We start from the raw sequence: 19,559 nt of genomic DNA on the forward strand, positions 1-19,559 counted from the left end.
GCGGTATTTCAGGCTGCGCAAAGGCGCCGAATCCAATGGCCTCTTCGCGAACGAATTCGCTCCCACCGTGATCAACGCTTGCAGGCCAGCATAGAATCTCCCACACAGGGGATAGCCTTCCAATTCGTACTCAGGCGTCTTTCACGCCGTCCGCCGCGCCACCAACCTCGCAAGCCACAGGCACAACCCGAAGGCAATCAATGCCATGGCGGTCAGCACATGGATCATCGCTTCGCTGCCCAGCTGCGAGATCACATAACCGCAGGCGATGGGCGCTACGGCCTGGGCCAGTAATGCCGGGCGTGCCATTTTACCGGACACCACCGCGTAATCGCTTTGATGCACCACCACCAACGGCAAGGTGCTTTTCACAATGGCGCGCAAGCCGTTGCCTGCGCCGTAACACACCAGACCCCACGCCACGAGGCTCGGTGCGAAGTCCACCAGCAGCAATCCCAAAGCCGTAAAACCGCTGGACAACAGCGCTGTGAACATCGGTGCTTTGCGTTTGAACATCAGGTCGATGATCCGGCATAGCACCTGAGCCGGGCCGATCATCGCTGCCAGTGCAATGGCTGATGCGAGGCTGTGCCCGCGGGCTTGCAGGATGGTCAGGATCACAATGGAGAGACAGGTCATCAACGCTGCGGCAATGGCGAAGAGCGCCGTCATGGACCAGTAAATAGAGGAGGCGAGCGGCGTGCCGCTGCCTTGGCTGGCATGTCCGGATGCTGCAACCGGCACATGGGCGTCCAGCGCATAACGGTATAGCGGATAGAGCACAAACAAAACTACGGTGCCGAACACGCCGCAGGTCATGCGCCAGCCCATGAGGTGATCCATCACCGCCAGCAACGGCCAGATGACGGTGGTGCAAAACCCTGAAATCAACGTGATGCCGACAATGATCGGCCGTGCTTCCAGCCCATAGGTGGAGCCCAGTGACGTGAACAGCGCATCGTAAAGTCCGCTGGCCATGGCGACGCCGATGATGACCCAGGCCAGCAGAAAGACGGGTAATGAGGGTGCCAGCGCCATCATCCACAGGCCCGCTGCGAGGATCAGACCATGGGCGGCCAGCACTCTGCGCCCGCCGATGCGGGCAATCAATCGTCCGCACAAGGGCGATAACAGGCTGGCCACCAGCAAACCGATGGATGCGCCGCCCAGAACCCATTGATGAGGCCAGCCCGTGTCGGCAGCGATAGGATCGGCCAGCACGCCGAGCAGATAGAACGATCCGCCCCAGGACAATATTTGCAGCAGCCCTAGCAGGGCTATTTTTCCCTTACCGGGGCGGCGGGGCAGTGCAGCGGTATTCAATCGAAGTCCTTAGCGTCAAGCGGTGAGTACGCCAACAGCAGGGCCGAATCCTAGCAGTTTCAAACCGCTCAATGACAGCCGTTCAGGCCCTCAGCGCAAACTCCACGACACTCCTACATAAACTCCAAGACCTTCGCCTGGCGTGGAACGTGCCGCGTCCAGTCCTCGGTCGTCATAGCCCGGTGTGACAGTGGCGGCGTAATGTTTGTTGGTCAGGTTGCGCATGTCGACCCAGGTCTGCCAGTCGTTCTTCCGGGCGTTGTAACCTACTGTCGCCCCGAACAGCGCGTAAGGATCAGCGTAGTAGCTGTTGGCGTAGTCCACGGCGGCTTTTGACACCAGTTGGGTGTTGAAGGCGGCAAAGAAGCCTGTTGGCCAGTCGTAACGCAGTTCGCCCTGGTAGTAATGCATTGGCAGGCCCGGCAGACGGTTATCGCCGAAGCGATCATCGTCGCGGTAGTGGAAATCACTGAAGGTATAAGCCTGACGCAAGCTCAGTTCGCCTCCTTCGTGGGACCACAGTTTGCTCTGCAGGCTGGCTTCCACGCCCTGGTGAATGGTAGGGCTGGCGTTGAGCTCGTAAGGCGTGGTGGCGTTGGCATCCGGCAGCACCGAAAGCAGTTCGTGACGGACTTGCGCGTAATACCACGCCAGGCTCCATTCGCCGAGTGTGCTGTCGCCGCGGCCGCCAATTTCCAAGGTGGTAGCGGTCTGATTGTGTAGCTTGACCGGATCACGCTGGGCACCGGTGGCAACTCCGCTGCCCGCCGGGAATCGCTGGTCAGCGCTGTAGATCAGCGACCACGGATGCGGGCCTTCCACCGAACGGCTGAGATTGGCGAACACCTGCATGTCAGGCGTCAACTGATAGCGCATGCCCAGTCTTGGCGCGTAGTCCCAGTCGCCCATGCTGGTTTTGCCACCGCCATCAGGGTAGGTCACGGCACTCTCACGGCGGGTGTAGATCGCTGCGAGGCCCGTGGTCAGCCACAGGTCGTCTGCGATCTCCAGATCATTGCCGACGTGCAGAACAGTGTCCGAACCTTGGTAGGTGAAGTTACGAATGCGGGTGCCCGGCGCATACCCGGCGGTGTTGCCGGTCGGAATGCGCACGAACTCGCTGGCGCCAGCGTTGGGCAAGTGCTTGGTCACGCGCAGACCCAGCGTGCTGTTGCTTTCCAGGCCCCACAGCGTGTCACGGCGTTTGTAGTCGAAGGTGCCGCTGACGTCGGTGTACGCCACCCGCAGACGGTTCGGCCCCTCGCGCAGGTCCATGGGGTAGTCGTGGTAGACGAGGCCCGTCTCGATGCTTGAATCGTCGTCAATGTACCAGGTGGTCTTGTTGCCGATAAACGTGCTGCCCGGCTGGTCGCGATTGTAGTCCCGCGATTCGTAAGTGGGATTTGCGTCGCGTGGGTCGTGCTCGATGGAGTTCTTGGTGGCCCGCCCGGCAAGTTCGTTATCGGTCTCGCGATGGCGGAAATAGAACCGGGTTTCCAGATTCGGATTGAAGCGATACCCGAAGTTGGCGATGACACCCTGGCTTTCGCTGGACGTGTGGTCTTGATAGCCATCGGAGCGCGCATCGGTCATCGCCACGTAATAGTCGAAGTCGCCCAGTACTTGCCCGGAGCTGATCTGCCGCTGTTGGTAGCCGTGGCTGCCGGTTACGTAGCGTACTTGCAGCAGTGGAGCGTCGTAGCCAGTGTGGCTGACGTAGTTGATGGCACCGCCCAGCGCCAGGGCGCCCCGGTCAAAACCGTTCGCGCCGCGTAGCACTTCCACGTGGTCGAGCCACAGCGGCTCGAGTAACTCGTAGGGCGTACCGCCAGGGCCGGTGAGCGGCAGGCCATCGAGCATTGTGTACAGGCCGGAGGCGTGGGCACCCGGTGCGCGGTTGATACCCGAGCCGCGTATGGAGATTTTTACTCCTTCGTTGCCCGCAGACTGGGCATAGACCCCAGGCTGATAGGCCAGTACATCCTGATTGCTGGCCACGCGGCCCTGTAGTGGTTGACGCAGGTCGATGACGTTGCTGCCGCCGGGCACCTTGGCAAGTTGTTCCTTCGCGTCTTCGACTGACTGGTCCTCGCCGCCTCGCTCCTGATCACGGATCAGCACCTGGCCCAGTTCCACTTCCTGAGCCTCGGCCAGCGCCGGACAGACAAGGGCCAGGCCCAACAGCGCAGTGGGCAGGGATTTCGGCGAAAGCATTAAAAGGCTCCAGACATAGAAAACAGGCAATGAAGTTTGCGACGTATGAAAGAACGAAAGAAGCACACGGCAATTTTGTTTTTTGTATGAACATAGACCTGTAGGAGCGCACGAGCACCGCGAGGCCGCGATAGCGGTGTGTCAGACATACCGCCATTGCTGCCTAGCGGTGCTCGTGAACTACAGAACAGCATTCCAAATCAGGGCGGGCATTTTATTTGATAGGGGCGAATTCATTCGAAGAGGGCTCGGTACATTCAAAGCATCTTTGTTGGCATGAACGCCGCCTGCCTGATTTTCGAATATGTGTAACCATCCCAGACCTTCCGCTCATAACAAGCAGCGGTTCATGTGCACTTTTCAAGGGGAGTCTGGATGCAAGGGATATCAATTTCAGAATTCATCACGCGCTGGCAAGCGCTAGACCTCGGCGCGGAGGTCGCTTCCCCTTGGGCTGTCACAGAGCAGTGCGAGCATTTTGTTCGCAGGATCCTGCTGACGCTTGGACCCGAATACGAGCGCCAGGGCAATATCGCTATCCATAAAACGGCGCAGGTCGAAGACGGCGCAGTACTCAAAGGGGCGATCGTCATCGGGCCAAACTGTTTTATCGCCGCAGGTGCCTATTTACGCGGCGGCGTGTTTCTTGGCAGCGATTGTATTGTCGGTCCCAGCTGCGAATTGAAAAGCAGCTTCATGCTTGACCGCAGCAAACTTGCCCACTTCAATTTCGTGGGCGACTCATTATTGGGCCAGGACGTGAACATCGAGGCCGGCGCGGTTATCGCGAACTATCGCAATGAATTTGCCGGGGCGAATATCCGGATTCTGCACGGCGATACGATCATCGAAACCGGCGTTGCGAAATTTGGCGCTTTGGTGGGTGACGGTACGAGGATCGGTGCCAATGCGGTGGTGGCGCCGGGTGCCTTGCTAGAGCAGGGTAGTGTTGTGCCAAGGCTGGGTCTTATTGATCAATACCCCGGCTCATCCTGAATGCGTCGGCAGGGATCGGGTGCCGCTCGCCCCATGCACTTGTTCAGGAGTATCTTGCAGGGCGAGCCAACTCAACGCCGAAGTGTCATCAACCCATTTCTGGAGCACCCATGAGCGCTATCGAATACCGTAACCTTGGCCGTCAAGGCGTCAAGGTCTCGCCACTGACCCTGGGCACCATGATGTTCGGGGAGCAGACCGATGATGCGGTCGCAAAGCGCATTGTCGACAAGGCATTTGAACAGGGCATCAATTTCATCGACACCGCCAATAACTACAACGGCGGCGTATCCGAAGAAGTGGTGGGCCGATTGATCGCCGAGCGTCGTTCGCACTGGGTCTTGGCCACCAAGTTCGGTAACCCCAATCCCGGTGGCCGTGCGCCGAATGATCGTGGTGCGTCACGGGCCAGCATCCTTCAGTCGGTGGAGTCCAGCCTCAAGCGTTTGAACACCGATTACATCGACCTGCTTTATCTGCATCGCGAAGATGACAGCGTGCCGGTGGAAGAAACCCTGCGGGCGCTGTCGGATCTGATCCGTGCGGGCAAGATCCGCTCCTATGGTTTGTCCAACCACCGTGGCTGGAAACTCGCAGAATTCAGCCGTACTGCCGATCTGCTGGGCATCGAGCGTCCTGCCGCTACTCAACCGCTGTACAACCTGGCTAACCGTCAGATTGAAGTTGAGCACTTGCCCGCTGCCGAGTACTACGGGATTGGCGTGGTGTCGTACAGCCCGCTAGCACGGGGTGTATTGACCGCCAAGTACGATCCGACCCAACCGCCTGCCGAGGGAACCCGTGCCGGGCGCAACGACCCACGCCTGCAACAGACTGAATGGCGTGCCGAGTCGTTGAATCTGGCCCAGCGGGTCAAGGACCACGCGGCAGCGCGGGGCATTACGCCGGGTCAGTTCGCGTTGGCCTGGGTGCTCAACAACAAGCTGGTGACGTCGGCCATTGCAGGCCCGCGTACCGAAGAGCAGTGGAACGACTACGTGCCCGCGTTGAACTACGCGTTCACCGCCGAAGACGAGGCGTTCGTGAATGAACTGGTGGTCACCGGGCATTCTTCCACACCGGGCTATAACGACCCGAGTCACCCGTTTCTCGGGCGCCAATCGAGGGTTTGACGATGGCTTTCCAGCGCCTGTATGGCGGGCAAGCACCGCATACAGGTTGGTCAAGATTTCAGGCTCATTTTGGACCCGAGGGACCGAATTCATTCGGGACAATACCCAGGTTGGGAATGTACCGGCCCTTCGCGAATGAATGGGCTCTCATCAAGCAACATGTAACCTACTGAATTGGGATGTATTTTCTGTAGGAGCTGCCGAAGGCTGCGATCGCGGTGTGTCAGGATGAATGCTTCGCAGCCTTCGGCAGCTCCTACAGGTCCTATGTTCGCCGCGAGACAGCGCGGTGCCATAGACACCGATGCAGCTCCCACGGGAACTGTATTTGCATGTTACCCAGGCGAAGCCAAGCTCCTACCGATCGCATTCCCCCTGCCTGACGCCTTCTCTCCTTGAAAAATCCAGCTGTAACGGACTGTTTGCAGGCCTCGCCCTTGCGTCCGGCATAAAGCGCCGGTATACAGCGCCCACAAAGGAGCTTTCATGGTTATGTCTTATCGAGCGTCTGAGTCACCCGTGCCGAGGTTTTCGCCAAACTTGTTGAGAGTTGGCGTGTTGATGGCCTGTGGCGTGGGCAATGGTTGGCTGGCGGGTGCCGTGTGGGCCGATGACGGGATAGCCGTAAGCAACAGCGTGCAGCTTGACGCGATCACGGTTAACGGCGAGCAAGACGCTGGCTATCAGGCCAGTGAGGCCGCTGTCGGCGGCTTTTCTTCGGCGCCATTACTGGACACGCCTGCGTCCATTGCCGTGATCACCGAACAGCGACTCAAGGATCAGCAGGCACGCCTGCTCAGCGAAGTGCTGCGCAACGACGCTTCCGTTGGCGAGAGCTATGCGCCAGTGGGTTACTACGAAAACTTTGTGGTGCGCGGTTTCGCCCTCAACTCGGCCAGCAGCTACAAGATCAACGGCCGGACCATCACCGGCGAGCAGAACGTTGCGCTGGAAAACAAGCAGCAGATTGAGTTGCTCAAGGGCTTGTCGGGCCTGCAAAGCGGCGTATCCGAGCCCGGTGGGCTGGTCAACTACGTGAGCAAGCGTCCTGAAAATGTACGCTCCGTCACGGTATCCACCAACGAGCAGGGCGAGCGTTATCTGGCTACGGATCTGGGCGGCTGGTTCGGCAGCGAACGGCAGTTCGGTATTCGTACCAATCTGGCACATGAGGACATTCGGTCTTACGTGGACCACGCCGACGGCAAACGTGATTTCGCTTCACTGGCAATCGACTGGAACATCAGCCCCGACAGTCTCTTGCAGTTGAACGCCGAGTACCAGAGTCGCGAACAGCGTTCCGTACCGGGCTACCAGTTGCTGGGCGGCACCAGGGTGCCCCACAACCCGAATCCCCGTGATCTGCTGGGCTACCAGAGCTGGTCCAACCCAGTGGGCATTGAGTCGCTGAACCTTGACGGGTTGTATGAGTACCGCTTCAACGATTCCTGGAAAGCCAGCTTCAGCGCTTCCCGTAGCCGTGTGGTGATCGACGACTACAGCACCTTCGCCTGGGGATGTTATGGCTCGGCCAGTTGCGCAGGCGTGAATGTGGCGAACTATTTCAGCCCTGAGGGTGAGTACGATATCTCGGACTACCGCAGCCCTGACGACACCCGTCGCAATGACGAAGCTCAGGCCGCGATCAACGGGCAGTTCGACACCGGAATCCTCAAGCATGACCTGACGTTCGGGACCACAGCATTCCGCCGTCTGGTGGATCGCCGTGATTCGCTCAATGAATTCATTGGCACCGGTGTGATCGGCACTACGCCGGATACTTTCGAGCCTTTTCCAGGTGAGGCAGGCCACACTTATCGCCACCTCGACAGCCGCCAATACGGCCTTTTTGTAACTGACCGGATCAGCTTCAACGAACAGTGGCAGACCGTGCTGGGCGGGCGGCAGGTTCGCCTTGACGAAAAAACCTATGACGAGGCCGGCGCTACCACCCGGCATACCCAGCGGGCGGAGTTTCTGCCTCAGGCCGCGCTGATTTACAAACCGCGTCCGGACACTTCGCTGTACATCAGTTACAGCAAAGGCTTGTCACTGGGAGGCGAAGCGTCATGGTTCAGCACCAACGCCGATGAGATTCTGCCGCCGACCACATCCCGGCAAATCGAGTTGGGGGTCAAGCACGACTGGCAACTCTTGAGTCTGACCGCTGCGCTGTTTCAGATCACTCAGGACTACCAGTACAACCGTCCCAACGATGATGGGACCTTGACCTACATTCAGCAGGGCAAGCAGAAAAATACCGGTCTGGAGCTTTCGGCCAATGGCCGCGTGACCTCGAATCTGCAAGTATCGGCCAGCGTCGCCGCAATTCGCGCACGCGTCTCCGGCAGCGGCACCGAGGAGTACGACGATCATCAGGCGATCAACGTACCCAAGCTGCGCGCTGCGCTGCACGGTGACTACAGCATTCCGGGCTTCAACGGCCTGGCCTTGTTGGGTGGTGTGCAGTACAGCGGCAGCAAGTACGCCAACCGACAAGGCAGCGTGAAGGTCGACGACTATGCGGTGTTTGATGTGGGCGGTCGTTACAGCACCAGGGTCGAGGGCTATGAAACGGTGTTGCGCCTGACCGTCGATAACCTGTTCGATAAACGCTACTGGCGTGATGTGGGCGAGTCTGCGGGCGACGGCTATCTCTTCCCCGGCGCGCCGCGTACTGCGCGAGTGTCAGCCACTGTGAATTTCTGAGGTCAAGCATGGGCAAGTTCTTTATCAGTTGCACGCTGGCGCTATGCGCTGCACTCACCGGTTGTCAGCAACGTCCTCCGGCCAATGATCAACTGGATGCGGTGCTGTGGACGCAAACGTCCATTGAGCACGAGTTGATCTACCGACAGGTGTTCGACAGTGCCACGCGGCAACTCGACGTCGCGCTGGCTGATCCGACATGGGATGCCTTGCCGCAAGCACCTCGCAACCTCAGCGGTTTGCCGCCAGCGGTGATCGTCGACATCGACGAAACCCTGCTGGATAACATTCCGCTTAACGCGCGGGATATTCGCAACGATCAGGTTTACTCCTATGATCGCTGGAACGTCTGGGTGGATCAGGCCAAGGCCCAGGATTTGCCGGGTGCAGTGGGGTTCCTGCAGGCCGCTGCTCAGCGTGGCGTGAAGGTGTATTACCTGACCAACCGTGAGCATTCACAAGTCGCGGCCACCGTGAAGAACCTGCGCCTGCGTGGTTTTCCGGTGAGCGATGCGCAGCAGGTATTGGCGGCGGCAACGCCCACCGGTGGCTGTGAAAAGGACGGTTATGGCAAGACCTGCCGCCGCCAATGGGTCGCCAGCCATGCACGGGTATTGATGCTGGTGGGGGATTCTTTTGGCGATTTCATCCAGGCCGACAGCAATAACCTGGCTGCACAGCGCAAGGCAGCCGCGCCGTATCTGGCCTGGTTGGGACAGCGCTGGTTCCTGCTGCCTAATCCGACCTATGGCAAATGGTACAGCGCACCTTATGGCGATCAGGAAGACCTGCCGATGACGCGCAAACGCGAGCTCAAACAACAGGCGCTGGATCTCCAGCAATAACACCAACGCTAATGTTTCCACGCTGGCGCTTTTCGCCAGCGGGCCGAGGGGCAAACCATGTCAACGCTGGAAATAATCGCGGTGCTCATCAACATCATCGGCGTATGGCTCACCACCCAGCGGATTCGTTGGTGCTGGCCGGTGAGTGTGGTGGCGGTGTTGTTGTATGCGTGGATCTTCTACGACGCAAAGCTCTATTCGGACATGTTGCTGCAGGTGATTTTCGCCTTCCTTCAAGGCTACGGCTGGTGGTGCTGGAGTCAGGGAGGGCTGGACAACGGCAAAGTGCATGTGGCGCGCCTGCCGCTGCACACGGCTGTGTTGAACCTGATCGTTGGTGCATTGGCCGCCGTGCTTCTCGGGAGTCTGATGGCGCACTTTACCGACGCCGTCGTGCCGTGGCTGGATGCATCGCTGACAGCCTTCAGCCTCGTCGCCAGCGTCTGGGCTGCACGCAAGTACGTCGCGAGCTGGTGGTTGTGGATCGTGCTCGACTGCGTCTACGTTGGCATGTACCTGCACCGTGACCTGGATCTGACTGCCGGGTTGTACGCAGGGTTTGTGGTATTGGCGTTCTACGGCTACCGCGCCTGGCGGCGTGATTTGTTGAGTCAGGAGTCCCGGCACGGCGAGTTGAAATGCCTGTAGGCGCTCACCGAGGTTACGAGGCCAGCGATGGCGGTCTGCCTGATGCACCGCCATCGCGGCCTCGCGGTGCTCGTGCGCTCCTACAGACCCTCCGTTTGACGCAAGACAGCGCTGTGCAAGGGACGCGGACTAATCTGCAATTCGAGCTGACTTGAAATTGTAGGAGCTCACCGAGGTTACGAGGCCAGCGATGGCGGTCTGCCTGATGCACCGCCATCGCGGCCTCGCGGTGCTCGTGCTACAGGTCCAGTGTTTTTCGCGACGTAGCGTGGTACCTCTGATTGCGAGTCAGGGGTAACCTGTGTGATGCGCTACGCTCATTGATCGTCTAGCATGCGGTCCCGAAAACAATGAGCGCATCCATGCAGAAGTTGCTGAACGAGATACTCGACGAAGTACGTCCCTTGATCGGAATGGGAAAAGTCGCCAACTATATTCCGGCGCTGGGTGAGGTGCCTGCGAATCAATTGGGCATTGCCGTTTATGGCAACGACGGTGAGCTGTATTGCGCAGGCGATGCCGAGACGCGTTTCTCTATCCAGAGTATCTCCAAGGTCTTCAGTCTGGTGCAGGCCATCGGGCATTCCGGTGAGGATATCTGGCAGCGGTTGGGCCATGAGCCCTCCGGGCAGCCGTTCAATTCCCTGGTGCAGCTGGAGTTCGAGCGAGGTCGGCCGCGTAATCCATTCATCAACGCCGGGGCGTTGGTGATCTGTGACATCAACCAGTCGCGTTTCGCGGCACCCGCGTTGTCGATGCGTGACTTCGTACGTCGCCTGTGTGGCAACCCCGAGATTATCTCCGACTCGAAAGTGGCCGAATCCGAATACCAGCACCGCTCTCGCAACGCAGCGGCGGCCTACCTGATGAAATCCTTCGATAACTTCCATGGCGAAGTTGAAGCGGTCCTGCGCAGCTATTTCCATCACTGCGCCTTGAGCATGAGCTGTGTCGATCTGGCCCGCGCCTTTGGCTTCCTCGCCAATCAAGGCTTTTGCGTGCACAGCGGTGAGCAAATCCTCAGTGCTCGACAGACCAAGCAACTCAACTCGATCATGGCCACCAGCGGGCTCTATGACGAAGCGGGCAATTTCGCTTATCGCGTGGGTTTGCCGGGCAAGAGCGGGGTAGGTGGCGGCATCGTGGCCGTAGTGCCGGGACGCTTCACGGTATGCGTCTGGTCCCCCGAGCTCAATGCCGCAGGCAACTCTCTCGCTGGCATGGCGGCATTGGAAAAGCTCAGTTCGCGCATTGAATGGTCGGTGTTCTGAAGGCGGATTTGTCGCACTCAGGAAATCTTCGAGCATTCACGCTTTTAAGCGGGTCTATTGAACTGGAATCAGCACCCATTCCGCTGATTCCGATTTCAGTAATGCCAGGAGAAGCATGCTTTTGAATCGATCATCGCTGCCGGTTTTCGGGTCTACGCTCGATATGTCTACTGTGCTCAAGCCCTTGCTGATAGCGTTCGGCGGCTTGTTGCTGGCTGCTTGCGGCACTCAGCGCAGTCAGCAGGCTCCAGAGCTGACGCCGGGGCAGGTCCGCGCGCAGATCGTGCGCCTGATGCCTGCCAAAACGCCGGACCGGGAAGGCTGGGCCGCTGACATTCAGACGGCGTTTACCGCGCAGGAATTGGAGCCCAGCACGGAAAACCTGTGTTCTGTACTGGCAGTCACCGAGCAGGAATCCACGTATCAAGTCGATCCGGCCGTACCGGGGATGGCGAGAATTGCTCGGGGTGAAATAGACCGCCGCGCCGCTCGATTGCACATTCCGCAGATGCTGATTAACCGTGCGCTGAAAATCCGCTCGCCTGACGGTAAAACCTATGCCGCGCGACTGGAAGCTGCACGTACCGAGAAGGACCTCAGCGCGATCTTTGATGATTTCATTGGCATGGTGCCTTTGGGGCAGACGCTGTTTGGCAGCTTGAACCCGGTACATACCGGCGGGCCTATGCAGGTGAGCATTGCCTTCGCAGAGAAGCAGGCCAAGGGTTATCCGTACCCGGTAGACGGTACAATTCGCCGCGAAGTATTCAGCCGACGTGGGGGCATGTATTTCGGTATCGCGCATTTGCTGGGCTACCCGGCAGATTATCCGCAATCGCTATACCGCTTCGCCGATTTCAATGCTGGCTGGTACGCCAGTCGCAATGCGGCCTTCCAGAGTGCTGTCAGCCGCGCAACGGGCATCAAGCTGGCGCTTGACGGTGACTTGATTCGCTACGACTCGACGTCACCCGGCGCCACCGAGCTGGCGATTCGCTCGCTGGGCAAACGTCTGGATATGAGCAACTCGGCGATTTTCAGCCAGCTCAAGCAGGGCGATACCCTGGATTTCCAGAAGACTGAAGTGTACGAGCGGGTGTTCGAACTCGCCGAGCAAGCCGCTGGCAAACCGCTGCCTCGGGCGATTCTGCCGGGCATCACGCTGCAAAGTCCGAAGATCACTCGCGACCTGACTACCGCGTGGTTTGCCGAAAGGGTTGATGATCGGCGCGAACGGTGCGTGCAGCGAGCAGGGCGCTAGGTTTGTTCTTGCCAGCTGACGTCGGTCAATCCAGAGCGTTCCGCGTGCTGCCTGAGCAGGATAATTTCTTCGGGGGGCGGAGACAGGCTGTGCAGGACGCCAATACCTGCGTGCAGGCAGGCATAGTACCAGGCGTCGGTGTCAGTCATTTGCGAGTCAATTTGTACGAACAGTTTTACTTGCCCGTGGATCCTGTAGCGGATCTCGAAGTGTCGGCTAACTGCCATAAAGCGCTCCATGGGTGATAGCGCTATGACACTAGTGGCTTTCTGATAGTTCAATTGTTGCGATTGCTGATTTTCTCCAGTGTGCTGGCGTCGTGGTTGCCGTCGAAGAACGTATCGAGCACACCTTGAAAGACCTTGCGTTGAGGTGCAGCGTTGGCGAAGAGGGTCATGCTCGAATGCAGCTTCAGATCATCCGGGGAGCCAAATATCTGCCGCGCCGTCCATTGTATGTGCGGTTCGATAATTTTCGCGCATTGCTCCAGACGTGCTCCCAGAAGCGGATGCGCAAGATAGGCCTGGGCTTCGTCCAGGCAGGTGATGGCATACCGACGGGCCATTTCGCTATGGCCCAGGCCGCTGATTTGCGGGAACACGTACCACATCCAGTGGCTCTGCTTGCGGCCAGCGCTCAACTCTTTGAGCACTTGTTCAAATACCGGGTCTTGCGCATCGACGAAACGCTGCAGGTTGTAGGTGTCTTCCATGTCTTGGGTCCTCGGGGCTTATGATGTGAGTCTAGTCGTTAGCATGCTCAGGAGCTTGTCGTGAAGCAAACACAGGACCTGTAGGAGCTGCCGAAGGCTGCGATCGCGGTGTGTCAGGATAAATGCTTCGCAGCCTTCGGCAGCACCTACAGAAAATGCATTTCAATCCAGTAGTTTGCATGTTGTCTGGTGCTCGTGAGCTACAACTGTCACCACCAGCAGATTTTCATTTCAGCCATTCAGAGCCCCACGCATGCCCGTTGTCAGTCGCTTCACCGCTTTTCTCGATCAGGCACGCCGTGCCATGGGGTTGGTCTGGACCACGTCCCGAGGTTTGTCGATCGGCTTGATTGTCGCCACGTTGATGGCAGGAGTGTTGCCAGCGCTGGCTGCCTGGCTTGGCCAGCGTATCGTCGATGCCGTAGTGGCTGCCATGCAATTGCATGCGGCGGCGGGCGATGCGCCGTTGTGGCCGGTGTTGCGTTACGTGTTGCTGGAGGCAGGCGTGCTGGCGTTGCTGGCTGGCACTCAGCGGGCGCTGTCCGTGCAGCAATCGCTATTGCGTGTACAGCTGGGGCAGAAGGTTAATACGCTGATTCTGGAGAAAGCCCAGACCCTGTCGCTGATCCAGTTCGAAGACTCCGAGTTTTACGACAAGCTGGTGCGGGTCCGTCGCGAGGCCTCGACCCGGCCTTTGGCGTTGGTGACCAAGTCTCTCGGATTAATCCAGAACCTGATTTCTCTGGTCAGCTTCGGTATTTTGCTGGTGCACTTTTCGCCGTGGGCGCTGTTGATTCTGGTAATCGGCGCACTGCCCGTGTTCTTTGCCGAGGCGCATTTCTCCGGTGATGCATTCCGGCTGTTCACTCGTCGTGCCCCTGAAAGCCGTCAGCAGAATTACATCGAGACCCTGCTGTCCCACGAAACCTACATCAAGGAGGTCAAGCTGTTTGGCTTCGGCCCCTTGCTGATGCAGCGTTATCGCGACACCTTCCAGCGGTTGTACGCCGAAGACCGTAAGCTCACCCTGCGCCGCGACGGCTGGGGCTTTCTGCTCGGTCTGTTGGGCACTAGCGCGTTCTATCTGGCCTACGCCTGGATCGTGATCGACGCGGTGCACGGGAAGATCACTCTGGGGCAGATGACCATGTACCTGGTGCTGTTCAAGCAGGGACAAAGCGCCGTCAGCAGCAGCCTCAGCGCAATCAGCGGACTGTACGAGGACGGTTTGTATCTGGCCGATCTCTACGAATACCTCGGGCAACCGGTACCGGTGGAAACCGGCCATATCACCGAGGGTGTGCTGCCAGGCGATGGTCTGCGTTTTGAAAACGTGAGCTTCAGTTATCCCGGCTCCAGTCACATGACGCTGGAGAGCATTGACCTGCATTTGGCTCCGGGCCGCAGTGTGGCGCTGGTCGGCGAGAACGGCTCCGGTAAAACCACATTGATCAAATTGCTGACCCGCCTGTATCGGCCCAATCAGGGTCGCATCCTGCTCGACGGCAGCGACCTCAATGACTGGAACGAAGATGCATTGCGTCGGCGCATCGGGGTGATTTTTCAGGATTACATTCGCTACCAGTTCGTGGTTGGCGAAAACCTGGGGGTGGGGGATATCGACGCTTTTACTGAAGAAAATCGTTGGCGCGAAGCTGCCGGCCAGGGCATGGCGGCGGAGTTCATCGAGCGTCTGGACAAAGGCTACGCCACCCAGTTGGGCAGGTGGTTCGCCGGAGGGCAGGAGCTGTCGGGCGGGCAATGGCAGAAAATCGCTTTGTCCCGGGCCTACATGCGCCGTAACGCCGATATTCTGATCCTGGATGAACCGACCGCTGCACTGGATGCCGGGGCGGAAGCGGCGGTGTTCGATCACTTCCGGGAATACGCCAAAGGGCGCATGACATTGCTGATTTCCCACCGTTTTTCTAGCGTGCGCAACGCTGAACATATCGTGGTGCTGGATCAGGGCAGGGTGCTGGAACGGGGTGATCATGCCAGCCTGGTGGCAGCGGGCGGCCGCTATGCCGAGTTGTTTGATTTGCAGGCGCGTGGGTATCGGTAAGTGATCGGCTCATCAGGTTGATTGCATCTCGCAGAATTGCGCAAAAAACCTGTGGGAGCGGTGCTTGCCCGCGATAAGGACGACATAGATAACAGGTCAATCGCATCTAGCCTTATCGCGAGCAAGCTCCGCTCCCACAAAGGTCTGAGCCAGCAGGCAGAAAAAGAGTCTGCCACACACTTAGTGCAGCGCATTAACCCATCAAGGCAACGGATCAAACTTCAGTGCGCTCAGGCTCTGCACTTTGTCTTCCCGAACCATCTTGTATTCGGTGTTCGGGCCGATCCAGCGTTCCCAGATGGCGTCGATTTCACCGGCGTCATCCATGGCTTTCAGTGATTCATTGACCTTGGCGAGGAAGGCAGGCTCATCCTTGCGCATGCCTGCACCTATCGGCTCAAGGGCCATGGGTTCTTTGGCAATGGCCAGTTCAATGCCGGACGCCTTGGCCTGATTGACCAGCTTGATGGCGGTCATGGTGTTGGTGACCAGGCCCAAGACCTTGTTCTGCTGCAACGCCATGTAGGCCGAGCCGGTGTCCTGGAAGGTCACGGGGATGGCTTCAGCAATCCGGATGGATTGCTCGGAAGTCGAGCCCTTGGTGGAACTGATGCGTTTGCCCTTGAAGAACGCCTTGTCCTTGTCGGCATTGACCGCGTGAACCACCAGGGTTTCCTTGGCAATGTAGTACGGGTCGCTGAACTGGATCTGGTCAGCGCGGGTCTTGGTGTACGCCAGGTTGGCGAACAGCACGTCAACTCGGCCCATTTTCACTTCCGGGATCCGTGCTTCAACCGACATGGGCTTGAGCTCCAGCTTGACGCCGAGCTTCTTTGCCAGCGCAGTACACAGGTCCACATCCATGCCCACCAGCTCACGGGTTTTCGGATCCGGTGCGGAAAATGGCGGAACATCGGCGTACACGCCGCAGCTCAATGACTGCTTGGCCATGATGTCGCTCAGTTGATCGGCATGGGCGAGGGTGACTGCCAAGGGACTCAAGGCTACAGTGGCGAGCAAATGCTTGATACGCATGGGAAACTCCAGAAATTCAGGATGAGTTTAGAGCAGGTCCAGCAGCAGTTTTTAAATCAGTGCGCCCGCAGGTCAGCGATGAAGCGCTGGGCACGAGGGTGTTGGGGTTGGCTGAAAAAACTTTCCGGGTCGCTTTTTTCAAGGATCTGCCCGGCGTCCATGAACCAGATGGTGTCAGCGACTTCGCGGGCGAAGTTCATCTCGTGGGTCACGCACATCATGGTCATGCCGTCTTTGGCCAGGCCTTTCATGACGCTCAGGACTTCGCCGACCATTTCCGGGTCCAGAGCGCTGGTCGGTTCATCGAACAGCATCACTGGTGGCTCCATGGCCAGGGCGCGGGCAATCGCCACGCGCTGCTGCTGGCCGCCGGACAGTTGCGCCGGGTAAGCGCCAGCCTTGTGCGCCAGGCCCACGCGGTCCAGAAGCTGCATGGCCCGCTGTTTGGCAGTCGAGCCCTTGAGACCAAGGGTCTTGGTGGGAGACAGAATGATGTTGTCCAGTACGGACAGATGCGGGAACAGGTTGAAGCTCTGAAACACGAATCCCACCCGGCTGCGCAGGCGATTGACGTTGGCATCGGTGCCGTTCACGTCCTGGCCATCGAACAGGATCTGGCCTTCCTGGATGTCTTCCAGGCGGTTGACGGTACGGATCAGGGTTGATTTGCCTGAACCCGACGGGCCGCACAGCACCACTACTTCACCGGTGTTCACTTGCGCAGTGAGGTTGGTGAGGGCCTGGTACTCGCCGTACCACTTGTTGACGTTGGAAAACATGATCATTGGACGCATGGGTCAGCCCTCTTCAATTAATGGGAGTCAGCAAAGGGCTGTCGACGGCGGCAGCAGTTACGGTGCCCAGACGCTTGCGGGCAATACGCCGCTCCAGCCAGTCGGCCAGATGAGTCAGGGCGAAACACAGCAGGTAGTAGATGACGGCAAGGATGAAAAACACCTGGAACGGTTTGGTCAGCAACTGGTTGTTGACCTGATTGGCGGCGAAGGTGATTTCCTGCACGTTGATCACGTAACCCAGCGAGGTTTCCTTGATGATCGAGATGAACTGGCTGAGCAGGCTGGGCAGGGCGTTATAAAGTGCCTGGGGCAGAATCACCCAGATTGTAGTGCGCATGTAGCCCATGCCCAGTGCGCGGGACGCTTCGTACTGGCCGCTCGGCAACGCCTGAATGCTGCCGCGAATGATTTCGCACAAGTAAGCGCTCTGGTAGATCACCAGCGTGCACAGCATGGTGGTGAAGCCGGTGATGTTGTGGCCGATCAGCAAGGGCACCAGAAAGTAGGTCCAGAAGATCACCATCAGCAACGGGATGCCGCGCAGCACGTAAACCCAGACGGTGGAGAACCAGCGAAGTGGACCCCATGGGGAAATTCGCGCCAGCGCCAGCAGCAGGCCGAGCGGGAAAGCGAAGATCAGCGCCAGAACCGCGAGAATCAGCGTCGCCGCCAGACCGCCCAGCGGCCCGTGCGGGTATTGGCCAATAAGGAACAGCGTCCAGTTCTGCTGAAGGATCGTGAAGATATCGAACATGCTCGCTTACCTCGCCAGGGCTTTGTTGAATCGCTTGGCCAGCAGGGCGCCAAGGCCCATCAGCAACAGCGAAAAGGCCAGGTACACCACCGAGGCGACCAGAAAGGATTCAAAGGTGCGGAACGTGTAGTTCTCGACTTCGCGAGTGGCGTAGGTCAACTCCATCACGCCAATGGCCATGGCGAGGCTGGTGTTCTTGAACAGCAGCACGGTGTGATTGATCAGGGATGGCAGGCAGTTGCGCACCCCTTGCGGCAGGATCACGTAACGCATTGAGCGCACATAGCCCATGCCCAGCGCTCGTGACGCTTCGGTTTGCCCGGCTGGAATGGCGCGCAGCCCGCTGCGAATGTCTTCGCTGAAGTAGGCGGCCTGACACAGACCCAGCGCGATGACCGAAAACAGATACTCTGTGTTGTAGCCCGCCAGCCAGACCTGAGTGGAGGTCGACAGAAGTGTGGGAATACCGAAGTACCAGAGCATCAATTGCACCAGCGTCGGCACATTGCGGTGGTAGGAAACGTAAGCCGCCACCAGACCATTGGCGTACTTGTTGCCGGTCAGGCGCACCGTCACCAGAATCAGGGCGAGCAGCATGGCCAGGCACCAGGCGAACAGCGCCAGTTGCAACGTCATTTCGATGCCCTTGACGATCAGTTCGGCGTACTCGCCAGTCAGGATCGGGGCCAGATCGAAGTCATTCATGGTAATCCCTATCGGCATTGGTAGGGGCAGAAAAAGTGCCAGGCACTGGCCTGGCCAAAGAGCGCATTGACGGATCAGTCCGTTCTGGTCGCTTGGGCTGAACTCAACCTTGATAGTCTTGCGGACGGGCCGTGGACAGGCCGCCGGGTACTTGCAGCGTCGGGGTGATTTCCATGTGGCCGATGTTCACTGCAACCGGCGCTGCGATCGCGAAGGCGATGGCATTGGCGATGTCGGCAGCCACCGGCAATTCGAAGCCTTCGACGAAGCGTTTGTAGGTTTCTTCGGAGTCGCCATGCACATGGGCAAAGATGTCAGTGGCCACCCGGCCAGGACAGATTTCGGTGACGCGTACACGCTTGCCGAATGCATCGATGCGCAGTTGGCGCGAAAGCATGCTGACGGCTGCTTTGGTCGCGTGATAAGTGGAGTTGCCGCCGAAGTTGTAGGCCGCGGCGATGGAGCTGATATTGATGATGTGACCGCTGTCGCGCTCGACCATGCCGGGCAGTGCCAGACGGGCCAGATGCAGCACAGCGCGCAGGTTGACGTTGATCAGGAAGTCGATGCCTTCGGCGTCTGCTGCGAGAATCGAACCCGGACGATCCACCCCGGCGTTGTTGACCAGAATGTCGAAGCTGTGTTGTTCGAAGAGCGTGGTCAGGGCTGGCAGGTCGGTCACGTCGATGGCGTGGGCGATGCAGCCGGTGCGTGCCGCCAGTTCGGCGAGCTTGTCGGCGCTGCGGGCAATGGCGTGAACTTCAATGCCTTCCTGACACAGGCGCTCAACCACGGCGGCACCGATCCCGGAAGAAGCACCGGTGACCAGCGCGGTTTTGTAATCGGAAAATGGCATTGCGTGTACCTCTGAATCCATTGGCTCGCCGGTCTGTCCAGCGAGCGTTCAATACGGTTGTTTTGCTGATGTATCGACTCTATCCAGCCCCAACCCTGCCGACCAAGACGGAATGGCTGTGAGGCTATAAGCGTCTCTTATGACGCTTAGTGAACCCGAACAGCTTGAATTGGAATGCCGGCCAGACCAGCACCGCTCCCACCGGATCACTGATGACGTGGGACCGGCTTTAGCC

The 19,559-nt window shown here is 58.8% G+C and carries 17 protein-coding genes; 8 read left to right on the forward strand and 9 right to left on the reverse strand.

What is annotated here, in order from left to right:
• Positions 1–141: 141 nt before the first annotated feature.
• Positions 142–1,323 (reverse strand): MFS transporter, encoded by a 1,182-nt coding sequence (locus tag H8S59_RS19635; RefSeq protein ID WP_246475475.1) that lies wholly within the window; start codon positions 1,321–1,323, stop codon positions 142–144.
• 90 nt (positions 1,324–1,413) lie between these two features.
• On the reverse strand, positions 1,414–3,537 hold the full coding sequence (locus H8S59_RS19640; RefSeq protein WP_187522510.1) for a TonB-dependent receptor family protein: 2,124 nt from the start codon (positions 3,535–3,537) through the stop codon (positions 1,414–1,416).
• Between the two features lie 375 nt (positions 3,538–3,912).
• Between H8S59_RS19640 and H8S59_RS19645 the strand changes: the two genes are divergently transcribed.
• From H8S59_RS19645 to H8S59_RS19675, 7 genes are all read left to right on the forward strand, one after another.
• Entirely contained in the window at positions 3,913–4,533 is a 621-nt protein-coding gene (locus tag H8S59_RS19645; RefSeq protein WP_187522511.1) for a DapH/DapD/GlmU-related protein, read from the forward strand.
• 110 nt (positions 4,534–4,643) lie between these two features.
• Positions 4,644–5,666 (forward strand): aldo/keto reductase, encoded by a 1,023-nt coding sequence (locus H8S59_RS19650; protein ID WP_187522512.1) that lies wholly within the window; start codon positions 4,644–4,646, stop codon positions 5,664–5,666.
• Between the two features lie 561 nt (positions 5,667–6,227).
• Positions 6,228–8,375, forward strand: a complete 2,148-nt coding sequence (locus H8S59_RS19655) for a TonB-dependent siderophore receptor (RefSeq protein ID WP_425504591.1) — start codon at positions 6,228–6,230, stop codon at positions 8,373–8,375.
• A gap of 8 nt (positions 8,376–8,383) precedes the next feature.
• Positions 8,384–9,220: a 5'-nucleotidase, lipoprotein e(P4) family gene (locus H8S59_RS19660; protein WP_187522514.1), complete on the forward strand. Its 837-nt coding sequence runs from the start codon at positions 8,384–8,386 to the stop codon at positions 9,218–9,220.
• Between the two features lie 57 nt (positions 9,221–9,277).
• Positions 9,278–9,868: a nicotinamide riboside transporter PnuC gene (gene pnuC, locus H8S59_RS19665; RefSeq protein WP_187522515.1), complete on the forward strand. Its 591-nt coding sequence runs from the start codon at positions 9,278–9,280 to the stop codon at positions 9,866–9,868.
• A gap of 362 nt (positions 9,869–10,230) precedes the next feature.
• On the forward strand, positions 10,231–11,139 hold the full coding sequence (gene glsB, locus H8S59_RS19670) for a glutaminase B (protein ID WP_187522516.1): 909 nt from the start codon (positions 10,231–10,233) through the stop codon (positions 11,137–11,139).
• A gap of 163 nt (positions 11,140–11,302) precedes the next feature.
• The gene (locus H8S59_RS19675) at positions 11,303–12,400 is read left to right on the forward strand and encodes a DUF1615 domain-containing protein (RefSeq protein ID WP_187522521.1); all 1,098 of its coding nucleotides are present in this window, start codon (positions 11,303–11,305) and stop codon (positions 12,398–12,400) included.
• Here the strand turns inward: H8S59_RS19675 and H8S59_RS19680 are convergent.
• Positions 12,397–12,627 (reverse strand): DUF6555 family protein, encoded by a 231-nt coding sequence (locus H8S59_RS19680; RefSeq protein WP_246475477.1) that lies wholly within the window; start codon positions 12,625–12,627, stop codon positions 12,397–12,399. The genes H8S59_RS19675 and H8S59_RS19680 overlap by 4 nt on opposite strands.
• 50 nt (positions 12,628–12,677) lie before the next feature.
• Positions 12,678–13,112, reverse strand: coding sequence for a DUF1810 domain-containing protein (locus H8S59_RS19685; protein ID WP_095099111.1), 435 nt, complete (start codon positions 13,110–13,112; stop codon positions 12,678–12,680).
• 253 nt (positions 13,113–13,365) lie between these two features.
• Here H8S59_RS19685 and H8S59_RS19690 point away from each other — a divergent pair, with 253 nt between their 5' ends.
• Positions 13,366–15,177 (forward strand): ABC transporter ATP-binding protein, encoded by a 1,812-nt coding sequence (locus H8S59_RS19690; RefSeq protein ID WP_095099114.1) that lies wholly within the window; start codon positions 13,366–13,368, stop codon positions 15,175–15,177.
• 201 nt (positions 15,178–15,378) lie between these two features.
• On the opposite strand, the gene H8S59_RS19695 is transcribed toward H8S59_RS19690, so the two are convergent.
• From H8S59_RS19695 to H8S59_RS19715, 5 genes are all read right to left on the reverse strand, one after another.
• Positions 15,379–16,212: an ABC transporter substrate-binding protein gene (locus H8S59_RS19695; RefSeq protein WP_187522517.1), complete on the reverse strand. Its 834-nt coding sequence runs from the start codon at positions 16,210–16,212 to the stop codon at positions 15,379–15,381.
• Between the two features lie 56 nt (positions 16,213–16,268).
• Entirely contained in the window at positions 16,269–16,997 is a 729-nt protein-coding gene (locus tag H8S59_RS19700) for an amino acid ABC transporter ATP-binding protein (protein ID WP_187522522.1), read from the reverse strand.
• Between the two features lie 22 nt (positions 16,998–17,019).
• A complete protein-coding gene (locus H8S59_RS19705; RefSeq protein ID WP_187522518.1) occupies positions 17,020–17,763 on the reverse strand; it encodes an amino acid ABC transporter permease in 744 nt (247 codons plus the stop codon).
• Positions 17,764–17,769: 6 nt separating this feature from the next.
• Complete coding sequence (locus H8S59_RS19710; protein ID WP_095099127.1) at positions 17,770–18,468, reverse strand: amino acid ABC transporter permease; 699 nt, start codon at positions 18,466–18,468, stop codon at positions 17,770–17,772.
• A 103-nt stretch (positions 18,469–18,571) separates the two neighbouring features.
• Entirely contained in the window at positions 18,572–19,324 is a 753-nt protein-coding gene (locus H8S59_RS19715) for an SDR family oxidoreductase (RefSeq protein WP_187522519.1), read from the reverse strand.
• Between the last annotated feature and the right edge of the window lie 235 nt (positions 19,325–19,559).

The sequence above is a fragment of the Pseudomonas folii genome (assembly GCF_014357575.1).
Classification (GTDB): domain Bacteria; phylum Pseudomonadota; class Gammaproteobacteria; order Pseudomonadales; family Pseudomonadaceae; genus Aquipseudomonas; species Aquipseudomonas folii.

Excerpts from the sequence above, each read along its gene's own strand:
- H8S59_RS19640 (WP_187522510.1), bottom strand. The coding sequence starts at position 3,537 with ATGCTTTCGCCGAAATCCCTGCCCACTGCGCTGTTGGGCCTGGCCCTT.
- H8S59_RS19645 (WP_187522511.1), top strand. The coding sequence starts at position 3,913 with ATGCAAGGGATATCAATTTCAGAATTCATCACGCGCTGGCAAGCGCTA.
- H8S59_RS19650 (WP_187522512.1), top strand. The coding sequence starts at position 4,644 with ATGAGCGCTATCGAATACCGTAACCTTGGCCGTCAAGGCGTCAAGGTC.
- H8S59_RS19655 (WP_425504591.1), top strand. The coding sequence starts at position 6,228 with ATGGCCTGTGGCGTGGGCAATGGTTGGCTGGCGGGTGCCGTGTGGGCC.
- H8S59_RS19660 (WP_187522514.1), top strand. The coding sequence starts at position 8,384 with ATGGGCAAGTTCTTTATCAGTTGCACGCTGGCGCTATGCGCTGCACTC.
- pnuC (WP_187522515.1), top strand. The coding sequence starts at position 9,278 with ATGTCAACGCTGGAAATAATCGCGGTGCTCATCAACATCATCGGCGTA.
- glsB (WP_187522516.1), top strand. The coding sequence starts at position 10,231 with ATGCAGAAGTTGCTGAACGAGATACTCGACGAAGTACGTCCCTTGATC.
- H8S59_RS19675 (WP_187522521.1), top strand. The coding sequence starts at position 11,303 with ATGTCTACTGTGCTCAAGCCCTTGCTGATAGCGTTCGGCGGCTTGTTG.
- H8S59_RS19680 (WP_246475477.1), bottom strand. The coding sequence starts at position 12,627 with ATGGCAGTTAGCCGACACTTCGAGATCCGCTACAGGATCCACGGGCAA.
- H8S59_RS19685 (WP_095099111.1), bottom strand. The coding sequence starts at position 13,112 with ATGGAAGACACCTACAACCTGCAGCGTTTCGTCGATGCGCAAGACCCG.
- H8S59_RS19690 (WP_095099114.1), top strand. The coding sequence starts at position 13,366 with ATGCCCGTTGTCAGTCGCTTCACCGCTTTTCTCGATCAGGCACGCCGT.
- H8S59_RS19695 (WP_187522517.1), bottom strand. The coding sequence starts at position 16,212 with ATGCGTATCAAGCATTTGCTCGCCACTGTAGCCTTGAGTCCCTTGGCA.
- H8S59_RS19700 (WP_187522522.1), bottom strand. The coding sequence starts at position 16,997 with ATGATCATGTTTTCCAACGTCAACAAGTGGTACGGCGAGTACCAGGCC.
- H8S59_RS19705 (WP_187522518.1), bottom strand. The coding sequence starts at position 17,763 with ATGTTCGATATCTTCACGATCCTTCAGCAGAACTGGACGCTGTTCCTT.
- H8S59_RS19710 (WP_095099127.1), bottom strand. The coding sequence starts at position 18,468 with ATGAATGACTTCGATCTGGCCCCGATCCTGACTGGCGAGTACGCCGAA.
- H8S59_RS19715 (WP_187522519.1), bottom strand. The coding sequence starts at position 19,324 with ATGCCATTTTCCGATTACAAAACCGCGCTGGTCACCGGTGCTTCTTCC.